Source organism: Cryobacterium sp. PH31-O1 (assembly GCF_030063455.1).
Classification (GTDB): Bacteria; Actinomycetota; Actinomycetes; order Actinomycetales; family Microbacteriaceae; genus Cryobacterium.
Window position 1 is genome coordinate 17,020 of the sequence record NZ_JASITB010000008.1, and the last position, 13,033, is coordinate 30,052.

General features: G+C 65.3%; 12 protein-coding genes. 7 read left to right on the top strand and 5 right to left on the bottom strand.

Annotated elements, in window-relative coordinates; genetic code table 11:
* Positions 1–43 precede the first annotated feature (43 nt).
* Positions 44–1,504 (bottom strand): MocR-like transcription factor YczR, encoded by a 1,461-nt coding sequence (yczR, locus tag QMK31_RS15400; protein WP_283501834.1) that lies wholly within the window; start codon positions 1,502–1,504, stop codon positions 44–46.
* Positions 1,505–1,567: 63 nt separating this feature from the next.
* Here yczR and yczE point away from each other — a divergent pair, with 63 nt between their 5' ends.
* On the top strand, positions 1,568–2,194 hold the full coding sequence (gene yczE / locus QMK31_RS15405; protein ID WP_283501835.1) for a membrane protein YczE: 627 nt from the start codon (positions 1,568–1,570) through the stop codon (positions 2,192–2,194).
* A 163-nt stretch (positions 2,195–2,357) separates the two neighbouring features.
* Here yczE and QMK31_RS15410 read toward each other — a convergent pair whose 3' ends face one another.
* Complete coding sequence (locus tag QMK31_RS15410) at positions 2,358–3,116, bottom strand: MerR family transcriptional regulator (RefSeq protein WP_283501836.1); 759 nt, start codon at positions 3,114–3,116, stop codon at positions 2,358–2,360.
* Positions 3,117–3,212: 96 nt separating this feature from the next.
* Between QMK31_RS15410 and QMK31_RS15415 the strand changes: the two genes are divergently transcribed.
* On the top strand, positions 3,213–3,671 hold the full coding sequence (locus QMK31_RS15415) for a pyridoxamine 5'-phosphate oxidase family protein (RefSeq protein WP_283501837.1): 459 nt from the start codon (positions 3,213–3,215) through the stop codon (positions 3,669–3,671).
* Here QMK31_RS15415 and QMK31_RS15420 read toward each other — a convergent pair.
* The gene (locus tag QMK31_RS15420; RefSeq protein WP_283501838.1) at positions 3,658–4,824 is read right to left on the bottom strand and encodes a M20/M25/M40 family metallo-hydrolase; all 1,167 of its coding nucleotides are present in this window, start codon (positions 4,822–4,824) and stop codon (positions 3,658–3,660) included. The genes QMK31_RS15415 and QMK31_RS15420 overlap by 14 nt on opposite strands.
* A gap of 111 nt (positions 4,825–4,935) precedes the next feature.
* Between QMK31_RS15420 and QMK31_RS15425 the strand changes: the two genes are divergently transcribed.
* The 4 genes from QMK31_RS15425 (at position 4,936) to QMK31_RS15440 (ending at position 9,676) form a co-directional block, all read left to right on the top strand.
* Positions 4,936–5,730: a CPBP family intramembrane glutamic endopeptidase gene (locus QMK31_RS15425; protein ID WP_283501839.1), complete on the top strand. Its 795-nt coding sequence runs from the start codon at positions 4,936–4,938 to the stop codon at positions 5,728–5,730.
* Between the two features lie 89 nt (positions 5,731–5,819).
* The gene (locus QMK31_RS15430) at positions 5,820–6,695 is read left to right on the top strand and encodes a DUF4097 family beta strand repeat-containing protein (RefSeq protein ID WP_283501840.1); all 876 of its coding nucleotides are present in this window, start codon (positions 5,820–5,822) and stop codon (positions 6,693–6,695) included.
* Positions 6,692–7,414, top strand: coding sequence for a PadR family transcriptional regulator (locus QMK31_RS15435; protein ID WP_283501841.1), 723 nt, complete (start codon positions 6,692–6,694; stop codon positions 7,412–7,414). Before QMK31_RS15430 ends, QMK31_RS15435 begins: the two co-directional genes overlap by 4 nt.
* 132 nt (positions 7,415–7,546) lie before the next feature.
* Positions 7,547–9,676 carry an APC family permease gene (locus QMK31_RS15440; protein ID WP_283502029.1) on the top strand — a complete coding sequence of 710 codons (2,130 nt, stop codon included), beginning with the start codon at positions 7,547–7,549 and terminating at the stop codon, positions 9,674–9,676.
* A 21-nt stretch (positions 9,677–9,697) separates the two neighbouring features.
* On the opposite strand, the gene QMK31_RS15445 is transcribed toward QMK31_RS15440, so the two are convergent.
* Entirely contained in the window at positions 9,698–10,783 is a 1,086-nt protein-coding gene (locus QMK31_RS15445; protein WP_283501842.1) for an NAD(P)-binding domain-containing protein, read from the bottom strand.
* A gap of 152 nt (positions 10,784–10,935) precedes the next feature.
* On the opposite strand from QMK31_RS15445, the gene QMK31_RS15450 reads away from it, so the two are divergent.
* Positions 10,936–11,223, top strand: coding sequence for a DUF3073 domain-containing protein (locus tag QMK31_RS15450; RefSeq protein ID WP_283501843.1), 288 nt, complete (start codon positions 10,936–10,938; stop codon positions 11,221–11,223).
* Positions 11,224–11,312: 89 nt separating this feature from the next.
* Here the strand turns inward: QMK31_RS15450 and QMK31_RS15455 are convergent, their stop codons facing one another.
* Entirely contained in the window at positions 11,313–12,992 is a 1,680-nt protein-coding gene (locus QMK31_RS15455; RefSeq protein WP_283501844.1) for a glycoside hydrolase family 13 protein, read from the bottom strand.
* Between the last annotated feature and the right edge of the window lie 41 nt (positions 12,993–13,033).

The following is a 13,033-nucleotide window of genomic DNA, read 5'->3' on the forward strand; positions in this document are numbered from 1 at the left end:
GCTCAGTATGCCAGTGCGCGCAGGCCGCTGAATAACGACCGGGTCAAACCACCTCGGCCAGGTACCCGGTATCGGTGAACGGATGCCGCAGCAGAGACCCCCAAGCGGCCTCCAATGCGCCGACGGCCCGGTCGGTTTCCTCGACGGAGTGCGAGAACGGCAGTCGCAGGAACCGCTCGAAGGCCCCGTCGAGGCCGAATCGTGGGCCGGCCGGAACGAGCAGGCCATGGCTGCGCGCGGCGAGCGCGAGCTGGGAGCTCACCGGGCTGCCGAGGTTGACCCAGGCGGTGATGCCGCCGTCGACGTGCGGCACCTGCCACTTCGGGAAGGTCTCGGCGAGGCGGCGTTCCAAATGGTCGCGACCCAGCCGCAACAGCCCGCGGCGTCCGGCCAGAATGGCGGGCATCTCGGCCAGTAGCCGCGTCACGATGAGCTGCTCGAGAATGGGGGTGCCAAGGTCGCTGGCGGAGCGGGCGGCCACGAGCTTGCTGATGAGCGCGGGTTCCGCGCGGATCCAGCCGATACGAACCCCGCCCCAGACGGTTTTTCCCACCGACCCGACACTCACTACCCGCGGAGCCGACCGCGCGTCGGCGCAGGCCGCGAACGGTGGAAACTCGCCCACACGGTCGATGTCAAGCTCGGCGATGGTCTCGTCGATGATGAGCGTCGTGCAGGCGTCCGCAGCGGCGGAGGCTACCCTCTCGCGTTGCCCGGCCGGCATACTCCGGCCGGTGGGATTGTGAAAGTCGGGCATGAGGTAGCCGACCACGGGGCTGCTGCGCTGCAGGGTCTGCAGCAGCGCCGCTTCATCCCAACCCCGGGTGGCTGGGTCATCGCCGGGCGCGCCGGCCGACACGTTCACGGCGGCGAGGCGAGCACCGGCCGCCCGCAGCGCCTCGGCCGCGTGCGGATACGTCGGCGTTTCGATCAGGGCGCGATCTCCCCGGCCCACGAGCACGCGGGCCAGCAGGGCGATGGCGTGCTGGGCGCCGAGGGTCACCATGATCTGCTCCGGCGCGGTCGGCAGGCCGCGGGCGGCGTAGCGATCGGCGATGGCTGCCCGCAGCTCGGGAATACCCACGGGGTCGAAACCCGAGTCGCCGAGGTGGCGCGGCAATTCGACGGCGGCGTGCACCGCGGCATCCGCCAGCCCGGGCAGGGCCGGCATCGTGGCCTTACTGAAGTCGAGGATTCCCTCGGCGTCGGGAGTCGGGCTCGCGGCGCCAGCCCCCGGCAAACGCACGACGCTGCCCGACCCGCGCACACTGAGCAGGTAACCCGCGTCGCGCAGCTCGCGATAGGCGGCCGTCACCGTGGTTCGACTCACGCCGAGGCGCTCGCTCAGGTCACGCTCGGCCGGCAGGCGGCTGTCGGTGGGAATGCGCCCATCGAGGGTCAATAAGCGGATGCGATCGCTCAAGGCTCGATACGCGCTCGCTCCGCCGCGCCACTCGCCCAACAGGGCGTCGAGGCCCCGCGCACTGACGTGGTTCTCGCTCATGAGGCCACTCTAGTCAGATTGGCCTCTTGATAACAGGCCAGTTATGCAATTGGATTGGCTACTATGACACGTCGCCTCACTCAGCTGCTTATTGGCCTCTTCCTGTACGGAATCGGCATCGCATTGATCGTGCGCGGCGGCATTGGCGTGGCCCCGTGGGACGTGCTCACCCAGGGCATCGACAACCACACCCACCTCGGCTTCGGGCTGATCACGATTGTGCTGAGCGGGGTGGTGCTGCTGCTGTGGATTCCGATTCGGCAGAAGCCCGGCGCCGGAACACTGCTCAATGCCCTGCTCGTTGGCCCGTCGGCCGATGTGGGCCTGTGGCTGATTCCCGCCGACCTCGACCTCTGGGCGCGCATCGTGCTGTTCACAGCTGGCCTACTGGCCGTGGCCGTCGCCACCGGCCTCTACATCGGGGCACACTTCGGTCCCGGCCCGCGCGACGGCCTGATGACCGGCCTGCACAAGCGCACCGGCTGGAAGATCTGGATCGTGCGTACCGGCATCGAGGTGACCGTGCTCGGCATCGGCTGGGTCCTCGGCGGTAACGTGGGAATCGGAACCGTGCTCTTCGCCGTACTGATCGGCCCGCTCTGCCAGCGCACGATCCCCTTCTTCGCGATCAAGCGCCCCGCTCCCGCCGCCCCTGCTCCCGCCCAGCCCGTCCTCGCCCCCACCCCCTAGCCCGGAGCCGGCCGCCGACGCAACTCCGGCCCTGAGCCCCTGGCATTCTTGAGGAGCAAGGAGCAAGGCGGTTGGGTTGCCTGCGGGGTTGCGAGTCTTGAGCGAGGAGCAGGTGACCCAGCCGACTCGCGGGCCGCCTACAAAACGAAACTGAACTGGTCCACTACAGGTCCTGCTCTGCAAAGATCACCATGGCATCCCGCACGAATTCAGCCCCCGCCACCCCGCCATAATTCGCCGCGAATCGCTCATCCGCCACGTACATCTCCGCGAGGCCCACGAAGTACTCCCGGGTCGGCCCGGCTCCTTCCCCACCGTGCGTCCCCGGAATACCGCGCAACCACTCGAACTGCCGCTTGGCCAAGCCTTGCGCCTCGTCACCAGCCGGGTCGACGCCCCGCGCCGCGGCCGCCTGCCAATCGGCGCCGAGGGCCTGCTGGCTCTGTTTCCACGCGGCTTTCTCGGCTGGCGACATGCTGCGCCACCAGTCGTCGCTCCGGCGGTAGGCATCCGCTCCCCAGCGCTGTTCGACCTCCTCGCGATACTGCGTGTGGTCGAACCCGTCAAACATGTTCTCTGCCATGAGTTGCTCTTCTCCGTTCAGCGTGTCAATCGTGTTTTCGACCGACCGTATCTGTCTGGCCAGTCGCTGTTGCTCCTGCCGGAGCCAGTCGAGGTGATGCTGCAGGGCCTCGCCTTCGCCCCGCTGCTGTGCGAGCACATCCCCGATCGCCGGCAGTCCGAGGCCGAGCGCGCGCAGCATCAGGATGCGCTGCAGCCGCACGAGCGAGACCTCGTCGTAGAAGCGATAGCCGTTGCTGCCGATGCGGCTCGGCGGGAGCAGCCCCAGGTCGCCGTAGTGACGCAGGGTGCGGCTCGTCGCCCCGGACAGCCGTGCCACATCCTGAATGGACCAGTCCATCTCACGCTCCGTTCGCCCCTGTGACTACCACAATAGAACTTGACGCTGCGTCAAGGTCAAGAGCGAATGTCGGTGACCCAGGGTACCGTTTAGGGCATGGCAACGTGGCAGGAAGTCGAAGAAGATGCGCCGCAGTTCGCGGCCCGGGTGCGGGAGCGATTCGACGCTGGCACCAACAAGACGATGGCCTCCCTGCGCCGGGACGGCTCGCCGAGAATCAGCGGCACAGAGCTCGTGTTCGAGCCCGAACGCATCACGCTGGGCATGATGCCCGATTCGCTCAAGCTGCACGACGTGCTGCGAGACCCGCGGGTGGCAATCCACTCGCCGACCCTCGAACCCCCGGCCGGGCAACCGTCGGACTGGGCCGGCGACGCAAAACTGGCCGGGGCGCTCGTCCCGATCGCGCCGAACCCGGCCGATCCGCCGGGTTCCTCGAGCTTCGAGGTGCAGGTGCACGAAGTCGTGCTCACCTACATCGACCCCGACAACACGCACCTCATTATCGAGTCCTGGCACGAGGGCAGGGGGTGGAAGCGAATCAGCCGGCTGTAGGCCCGCAGAATTCGGTGATCGTGCCCTCGAGAACCTTCGCGAGCGCGCGCACCGACTCGGCGTCGGCCCACTCGGTGTCGGCGTGCAGGCCTTCGCCGTCGGCACCGAACACGACGCACGGAATTCCGGCTTCGAGAATGAGTCCGGCATCGGTCCAGAACGGTTCGCCGCGCGTGACCGCTGTGTGCCCGAGCACCCGTTCGGCGTTGGAGGTCAGCGCTCGCACAATGGGCCAGTGCGGCTCGGCCTCGAAGGCGGCGCGCGCCACCAGCCGGGTCAAGGCGAACTGAAACTCGGGCTCCACCTCGCCCAACTCGGTGAACAGGGCACGCAATTCCGCCTCGACGCTGTCGGGGGACTGGCCCGGCAGCATCCGTCGTTCGAGGGTGAGCACGCAGCGGGCCGCGACCGTGGCCGCGTCATCGCCGCCGACGATCTGTGACACTCGCACGGCGCCGTGACCGAGCGTGGGATGGGCCGGGGCGGCATTCAGCCGCTGGCGCAGGCCGTCGAGGGCGGCGAGGGCCCGGCCGGCGTGCCAGATGGCGTCGACGCCGAGCTCGGGCTGCGAGCCGTGCGCGGCCAGGCCGATGAGCTCGAGCTCGAACCAGGCGAAGCCGCGGTGGGCGGTGGTGAGTTCGAGGCTGCTCGGCTCGACCACCACGGCGGCGTCGGCGCGAAAGCTGCGCAGCACCTCCTCGGTGCCGATGCTGCCGAATTCTTCGTCGGAGACCAGCGTCACAATCACATCACCGGCCAGCTCCCCAGTGGATGCCCGCGCCGCGGCCACGAGAATGGCCGCGAGCCCGCTCTTGGTGTCGACGGCCCCGCGTCCGTACACCTTGCCGTCAATGAGGTCGCCGCTGAAGGGATCGCCCTGGTAGGTCGCGACGCCGACCGTATCGAGGTGGGCGTTGAGCATGAGCGAGCGGCCTTTGCCGCTGCCACGCTTCGTGCCAATGACCGACGGGCGCCCGGCAGTTTGCTCCAACACCGCAACATCGAAACCCTGATCCATCAGCCATTCACCGCACCAGGCCGCTATCTCAGCCTCACCCGCGGCGCCCGGCACAAGGTCCGGGTTGACCGAATCGATGCGCACGAGCTGCTGCAGAATCGTGACGGGGTCGCTCTCGGAGGGTAGACGAGTCATCCCTAAAATCTAAGCCCTCCCACGAGCGGGGGTAAATCGGCACTGCCGAGGGTTGAAGCAATACTTCTCCCGCTTTCGCGGAATCGGGCACTGTGCTGGATAGGGTGCAGCATGAACAAAACGGCGCAGTGGGGGCTAATTCCGGCGGCGCTGGTGAGCGCATCCGCTGTGCTGCTCTTTGCGTTGCGGATACCGGTTGCCGGCTATGCCGTGCTGGCCGCGGCGCTCGTGCTCGCCTTTTCGATCAACCGAGCCCTGTTTCGCGACCTGGTACTCATCGCCGTTGGCCTGGCCATTATCAGCACGATCTCGGTCGAGGCGAACATCAGCTACCCGAATATCGCGCTCATGGGCACGGTACTGAGCCTGTCGGTACTCGTGCCTTACCTGCTGTCCCGGTTCTACTTCACGGGCCACGCCATTCGGTTTCCGATTCGCACCGGGCAGCGCTGGACCAGGCTCGAACGGGCCTATTTGCCGATCGTAGTACTGCTCGGGTACCTGATTCTTCCGAGCTACTTCATCGGTAGCGGCGCGTACCAGAATTGGCCGGCGGTGACCGCTCCCGATGAGATTGCCCGACTGTTCGTGGGCGTAGGCTTTGTGGGCATCTGGGATGAATTGTTCTTCATCTGCGTCGCGTTCGCCCTGCTTCGCAGGCACTTTGTCGTTTGGCAGGCCAATATTCTGCAGGCGGTGATCTTCGCGTCGTTTCTCTGGGAGCTCGGCTACCAGTCGTGGGGGCCGCTGCTCACCGTGCCGTTCGCACTGCTGCAGGGCTACACCTTCGCCCGCACCCGATCGCTGACCTACGTCGTCTGCGTGCACCTTCTGTTCGACGTGGTGGTCTTCCTCGTGCTCGTGCACGCCCACAATCGCGCATGGCTCGACATATTTCTGTACTGAGACTCTTGCACCTTTCAGAAACGCGATATATCGTGTTCTTTCAGAACACGCGATATAGCGCGAGTTCATCTTTCTGAAAGGACAACCCAGTGTCACTGGAAAAATGGCTGGTCGCCCCCGGGCAGACCAAGATTATCGACGTTGAACTGGTGCGCCAGCTGAAGGTCGGCCTCATCGCCGGCACGGTCGACATCATCGGCCATGACGAACCCGGAGCTCGCATCGAAGTGCACGGCGTCACCGGTAAAGACCTGAAAATCTCCATGGACGGCGACCGCCTCGAGATCGACCACCCACAGCTGCGCTGGGACAATTTCATCGAGGTGTTCGCCTCGTTCCGAGGCACCGCTCGCGCCGAGGTGAGCATTTCCGTTCCCCGCGACGTGGCGCTGCGTTTCGGCGTCGTCTCGGCCGACGCCCTCGTCTCGGGCCTCCGCAATGACGCCAAGCTCAGCACCGTCTCCGGCGATCTCATCATCGACGACGTGCAGGGCGACCTTGAACTCAACGCGGTGAACGGCGAAATTTCGGTGCGCAACCACGTGGGAGCGCTGGTCGTGCACACCGTGTCTGGCGATATCACGGCGAGCGGCAGCATTCGTCAATTCACGCTTGACGGGGTCTCGAGCAACGTCTTCCTCGACCTGGCCGGCGCCCCAGACCAGATCGTCACGAACTCGGTCAGCGGAAACCTCACCGTGCGGCTCGCGCCCGACGTCGCCGCGCGCTACCACCTCAATACCCTCTCCGGCACGCTCCAACTCGACGACCACACCGTGCGCACCGCGTTCGGCAAGGGCTACGAAGGGTCCACCGGCGCCCTCGACGGCAGCTGGGTCGACGTGCGCTCCAACTCGGTGTCTGGCGATATCTCGGTGGTTCGCAGCGAAGCCACGAGTCAAGCGGATGACGCAGCGCCGGCTCCCGCAGACACCGCCCAAGCTTCCCAGACAGACCCGGCATGAGCGCCATGTTCGCCCACGGCAGCCTGCGCCTGTACCTGCTGAGCCTGCTCGCCGAGCGGCCCCGGCACGGCTACGAACTGATCCAGGCGCTCAGCGACCGCTTCGGCGGCACCTACAGTCCGAGCGCCGGAACGATCTACCCGCGGCTGGCCAAGCTCGAGGAGGAGGGCCTCGTCACCAAACAGGCCGACGGACGCAAGACCGTCTACGAGATCACCGAGGCCGGCCGCGCCGAGCTACTCGCCCGCGACGGCGAACTCGGCGCGATCGAAGACGAAGTGACCGACTCGGTGCAAAGGCTCGCCGCCCAGGTTCGCACCGGCGTCAACTCCGCCATGAAGACCCTGCGCGCCGACCTCGCCTCTGCCGCCCGCCAGGCCCGCGTCGTAGCCGCCCCGGAACCGCGCGGCTACGACGGCACGGCCGAGTCGTGGGATCCCACCGGCTCGTCGACCTGGGAGCGCGAGTCGCCAGCCGAACAACGGTCCGCGGCGCCCTCCGGTGCCGAGCCATCCAGCGACACTGACACGTCTGCTCGGGTGGACTCCCGCCTCGCCCTGCACGAAGCCGACATGGTGCTCAACGAGTTCCGGCAGCAGCTTCGCACGGACCTGCGCACGCGGGCGGCCAGGTCGGTCATTCCAAGCGACACCGTTCCAGCGCTGCGCCGGCAACTCGCCGAGGTGCGCGCGAACATCCTGGCCACCCTGAACTCGTAGCTCACGGCCTCCTGAGACCGCCAGAACACGTCGATGGCGGTCTCAGCAAGCTCGACCAGCGGATGGACCCGCATCCGCTCTATGTAGCAGCCCTATTTGACAGGGCCCCCCTTAGGTGTAGTGTCGTCCCTCGTGACACCCGAGGCGAACGCCCCAGTACCGGAAAGTCGTTCCCCCAAGCGGTGGATCATCGGCGATCCGCTCCCCACCGAGCATTTGGACGGTCAGCTGCTGCCCAAGCACCTCGCCCTACCCATCTTCGCGAGCGACCCGCTGTCGAGCGTGGCCTACGCGCCGCAAGAACTCCTCATGATTCTCACCCTCGGCGGGCTCGCCTTTTTGAGCTTCGCGCCGTGGGTGGCCGCGGTGGTCGTCGTGCTGCTCGTGGTCGTGGTCGCGTCGTACCGTCAGCTGATCAAGGCCTACCCCTCGGGCGGCGGCGACTATGAGGTCGCCCACAAGAACCTGGGCGAGAAGGCCGGTCTGGTCGTCGCCTCCGCTCTGCTGGTGGACTACGTGATGACGGTGGTCGTGTCGGTGGCGAGCGGGGTGGACAACATCATCTCGGCCCTGCCGTTTCTCGCGCCGTTACGCGTGGAATTCGCCGTCTTCTTCGTCATTCTGCTCGCAGCGGTCAACCTGCGGGGGGTGCGTGAATCGAGCAAAGCGTTCGCCATCCCCACCTATCTCTTCGTCGCGAGCGTGCTGCTCATGATCGTGGTCGGCCTGGTGCGGGTCGCTCTCGGGGACGCGCCAACTGCCGAGTCGGCCGGGTTCGACGTTGAATCACACAACCTCGCCCAGTCCGCGTTCATCCTGCTGCTGCTGCGTTCCTTCGCGAGCGGATGCTCCGCCCTGACCGGCGTGGAAGCCATCGCCAACGGCGTGCCCGCGTTCAAACATCCCAAGGTCAAGAACGCGCAGCGCACGCTGACCCTGATGGGCGGCATCGCCATCGTGCTGTTCGTCGGGCTGACAATTCTCGCCCTGGTTTCGAAGGTGCACTACTCGGAGAATCCGTGTGACCTGATCGGCTGGGATGAGTGCGCGACCGCTCCGCAGCGCAGCCTGATTGCCCAGGTCGCGGCGGCTACCTTTGGCAACTTCTCGATCATGTTCTTTGTACTGCAGGCGGCCACCGCCGCCGTGCTGCTGCTCGCCGCGAACACGGCTTTCAACGGTTTCCCACTGCTCGGCTCCGTGCTCGCGCAGGACAAGTACGCGCCGAAATCACTCAGCACCCGAGGCGACCGCCTGATCTACTCGAACGGCGTCGTGTTGCTGGCCCTCGCAGCGTGCGTGATCATGGTGGTCTACCGGGCCAACCTCACCGTGCTCATCCAGCTGTACATCATCGGCGTATTTGTGTCTTTCACGCTCGGCCAGACCGGCATGGTGCGGCACTGGATCAAACTGCTCAAAAAGAACCCACCGAACCGCGGTTCGATCCTGCTCAGCCTCTCGATCAACGGGTTCGGTGCCGCCCTCACCGGTGTTGTACTGATCGTCGTCACCATTACCAAATTCACTCATGGGGCGTGGCTGGTCTTCGTGATGATGCCGGTGTTGTTCTTTCTCATGATGGGGGTGAACCGGTACTACCGGGACGTTGCCAAGGAGATCGAGGTCGACCCGATCACGACGTTCGGGTCGCAGGGAGACCATGCCATCGTGCTGGTCGGCAAGATGCAGAAGCCGGTGTTGAAGGCTCTGGACTATGCCATCGCCGCCCGCCATGTGAGCCTCGAGGCGGTGCACGTATCGATTGACAATGCCGAGACCAAGGAGCTCAAACGAGCCTGGGTAAAGCAGAACATTCAGGTACCGCTGCGCATCCTCTCTTCTCCCTACCGGGACATCAGCTGGCCGCTGATCAACTACATTCGCGGGCGTCGAGACGATCACGGCTCAGAGGTCATCACCGTATACACGCCAATTTATATTGTTGGCCACTGGTGGGAAGGCCTGCTGCACAACCACAAGGCCCGCCGATTGCGTCAGAAACTGATGCTCGTGCACGGCGTCACCATTGCCCTCGTGCCGTGGCTGCTTGACTCCTCAGAACTCATCTACGGCCGCCGTTCCCGGCCCATCCCCGGTCAGGACCGTCGCGGCGAGCCGGTGCGCTCGCGGCCGGTTTCGCGCCGGCCGCTCGCGCCGCCCTCGGGAACGATCGACACGACGACGAAGGGGACCACGATCGTCGGAACGGTCCCCGCACAGTCGCGCCCGTCGGCATCCCGTCGACGCAAGCGCAAATAGCGGCGGGCATCCGTTCGAAGGCTACAGCTGGGCCATGATCTGACGGGCGATGATACGACCGGCCCGATTGGCACCGACCGTGCTCGCCTGCGGGCCGTACCCGGCGAAGAAGATGCGTGGATCGGTGAAAGACACACCGGAGCCGACCGCGACGCCGCCGGCCTTGTCCCGCAGTTTGAGTGGGGCCAGGTGTCGCAATTCCGGCCGAAAACCGGATGCCCACACGATCGCGTCTGCCTCGGTGAAGGACCCGTCGCTCCAGCGCACTCCGGTCGGCTCGATGCTCGAGAACATGGGGCGGGCCACGAGCAGTCCCCGGTCGATGCCGGCCGCGATGCGGCGCGTGACGGGCACCCCGGTTCCGCTAACAATGCTGGGGAGGGCGTTGCCGGCGCGGGCCGCGCGATCCTGCTGCATAACGGCCGCCACGGCGGTCACCTCGGCGAGCTGGTCGGTGTAGCTGAAGTCGATCGGTCGCCGGGACGCCCAGGTCAGTTCGCTCGCGACACCCTCGAGCTCGAGCAGGAAGCCGATCGCCGAGGTGCCGCCGCCCACCACGATCACCCGTTGACCGGCGAACGCGTCGCTGGACACGTAGCTCGCCGTGTGCACCTGCACGCCCAGGAAGGTATTCGCGCCAGGGTAGTGCGGCACGAAAGGCGCTCCCCAAGTGCCGGTCGCGTTGACGATCAGGCCCGCGTTGGTCTTCTGGTCGCCGAAAACGGTCGAACTCGTGGCCACCACCAGTGTGGCCTGAATCGGCACCACACTCGTCACGACCACCGGGCGCACCACGTTCAACTCGTAGTGCTGTTCGTAGTCGCGGTAATAGTCGCTGACAACGTCGCGGGCCGGTAGATCGTGATCGGCCGTGTCGAAGCTCAGACCGAGTTCTTGCATGCCGGGAAGGTCGTTGACCCGGTGTGCCGACCCGAGGTGCAGTGCCTGCCAGCGGTGCTGCCAGGCACCGCCGGTGCCCGGACCGCGGTCGAAGATGATGAAGTCACGGCCGGCCACCAGCTCGAACCGGCGCAGGTAGTAGGCGACGGACAGCCCGGCCTGGCCGGCTCCGATTATGACGATGGGCACGCTGACACTGCCCGTCATGCCACCCCATTCCTACGGATTAGCCTTGCGAACGACGTCCGCGGGTCGCAAGGCCCATCATGCTAAACTAAACTCTAGTTTTTACACATTCCGTTCGGCAAATCCCGAGGGTCTCGCGACTTGCTCGGCCTGGCATCGTAAGGGGGTCACGCATGGGGCGCGGCCGTCAAAAAGCAAAGCACACCAAGGTAGCTCGGGAGCTGAAATATTTCAGTCCGGATACCAACTACAACGCGCTCGAACGCGAGCTCACCGGGCATCCGTCCGACCCGCGCCTCGACGAAGACCTCGCCAAGTGGCCTGAGTACGAAGCCGACAAGGCCCGGAAGTCCGCCAGCGACGGAGCCGGAGATTCCGCTGACGATGACGACGATCCCGACGGTGACGATGACCGTTATGTCGATCACTACGCCACCGAAGACGAGAAGAAGCGCGCCTAAACGGCATCGCCTCGTTCTTGCACGGGTCGTAACCGAGGACGCCCTTTTTCTGGGCATCCTCGGTTTGGTTCCTTGGTCGACAGTCGCGGTTATTCTTGCAGCCAAGCAGTCGCGGCGCCGGGCAGCACCCGGTTGCTTAAGGGACTGCTGCTGAGCAAGACCTCCCCCGCTGGCAGCTCGTAGGGTGTGTCACCAAAGTTCGTCACCGTGATCCAGCCGTTCGGGCGCCGAAACGCGAGAACGGCCGCGTCACCGGTCTCCATCCACTCCAGCCCACCGCCTTGTAGCTTTCCTCGAACCTGCAGCCTTCCTCGAATCGAAAGGGCATCACGGTAGAGGTGGAGGGTGGAGGAGGGATCGTTCTCGGCCGCCTCGACCGAAAGCTGGCCAAACGAAGTCGGCTGGGGCAGGTGCGGCAGGGCCGAACCAAAGCCGAAAGACACGCCGTTGTTCGTCCACGGTATGGGAACCCGGCAACCATCTCGGCCGATGTCGGTGCCGTGATTACGGAAGAATGCTGGATCCTGCCGTTCGGCATCGGGAATGGCGGCAACTTCGGGCAGTCCCAGCTCTTCTCCCTGATAGAGGTAGGCCGAACCCGGCAGGGCGAATTCCAACAGTGTCGCTGCCCGAGCACGTCGGAGGCCGAGGGTTACGTCAACGATCGGGCTGCGCCCGCCGGAGAGAAGCCACTCTGCGCCCTGTTTCACGTCGCGCCCGTGCAGTGCGGGCAGACCATACCTGGTCGCATGACGCACGACATCGTGGTTCGAGAATACCCAGGTCGACGATGAGCCGCTCAGATCGCTCTGGGCCAGATTAAAGTCAATGATTCGTCGAAACTGGTCTGCATCGAAGTCGGCTTCCAACAGGTCAAAGTTGAAAGCCTGCCCGAGGCCATCCGCGCTGGCATAGCGAGCACGTCGATCGGCCTTCACCCAGGCCTCGGCGACGGCCGTTCTGGCGGGTGTGTAGGAGTTGAAAACCGTGCGCCATTCGGCGTAGATCTCGTGCACATCATCGCGGTCCCAGATGGGATGTGTGCCGTCAATCGGCAAAGCATCGAGCTCCGCTTGGCTCGGCAGAACGAGCGGCAATTCCTTGGCGAGGCCATGGGCAACATCAATTCGAAACCCGGCTACGCCGCGATCTGACCAGAAACGAAGTGTGTGCAGAAAGTCGTCCCGAACCTCACGGTTTTTCCAGTTAAGGTCGGGCTGCTCGGTGGCGAAATAGTGCAAGTACCACTGGCCGTCCCCGACCGGCGCCCAGGATGGACCGCCGAACGCCGAGGTCCAGTCGGCGGGTGCCAGTTCCTGCCGGTCGCCCAGGCCATCACGAAAAATGTAACGGTCTCGTGCCGCCGAGCCGCGGGGGCTGGCCAGGGCCTCCTGAAACCAGACGTGCCGGTTCGAGGTGTGATTTGGAACGATGTCAACGATGCACCGGATGCCGGCCTCATCGAGTGCGACGATCATGGCATCGAAGTCATCGAGGGTGCCCAGTCTGGGGTCAACGGCACGGTAGTCGTCAACGTCGTAACCACCATCAGCGAGCGCCGAGGGATAGAACGGGCTCAGCCAGACGGCATCCACCCCTAGCGTGCGAAGGTAGGGGACTCGCGACGTGATCCCCGGGATGTCGCCAAGGCCGTCGCCATCGGAATCGGCAAATGACCGCGGGTAGATCTGGTAGACGACGGCGTCGCGCCACCAGTTCTCGTCGTTGCGTGGAGTAGCGGTATCAGCCGAGTGCAGAGTGTCAGTCATTGTGTGATTGGTGCCTTTCAACGGTTGGAACGGGGTGATCA

What these genes read in the sequence shown, in the direction of transcription:
- QMK31_RS15415 (WP_283501837.1), top strand. Translation starts at nt 3,213, where the DNA reads ATGGCAACGTGGCAGGAAGTCGAAGAAGATGCGCCGCAGTTCGCGGCC.
- QMK31_RS15410 (WP_283501836.1), bottom strand. Translation starts at nt 3,116, where the DNA reads ATGGACTGGTCCATTCAGGATGTGGCACGGCTGTCCGGGGCGACGAGC.
- QMK31_RS15450 (WP_283501843.1), top strand. Translation starts at nt 10,936, where the DNA reads ATGGGGCGCGGCCGTCAAAAAGCAAAGCACACCAAGGTAGCTCGGGAG.
- QMK31_RS15455 (WP_283501844.1), bottom strand. Translation starts at nt 12,992, where the DNA reads ATGACTGACACTCTGCACTCGGCTGATACCGCTACTCCACGCAACGAC.
- QMK31_RS15420 (WP_283501838.1), bottom strand. Translation starts at nt 4,824, where the DNA reads ATGACTCGTCTACCCTCCGAGAGCGACCCCGTCACGATTCTGCAGCAG.
- QMK31_RS15425 (WP_283501839.1), top strand. Translation starts at nt 4,936, where the DNA reads ATGAACAAAACGGCGCAGTGGGGGCTAATTCCGGCGGCGCTGGTGAGC.
- yczR (WP_283501834.1), bottom strand. Translation starts at nt 1,504, where the DNA reads ATGAGCGAGAACCACGTCAGTGCGCGGGGCCTCGACGCCCTGTTGGGC.
- QMK31_RS15445 (WP_283501842.1), bottom strand. Translation starts at nt 10,783, where the DNA reads ATGACGGGCAGTGTCAGCGTGCCCATCGTCATAATCGGAGCCGGCCAG.
- yczE (WP_283501835.1), top strand. Translation starts at nt 1,568, where the DNA reads ATGACACGTCGCCTCACTCAGCTGCTTATTGGCCTCTTCCTGTACGGA.
- QMK31_RS15435 (WP_283501841.1), top strand. Translation starts at nt 6,692, where the DNA reads ATGAGCGCCATGTTCGCCCACGGCAGCCTGCGCCTGTACCTGCTGAGC.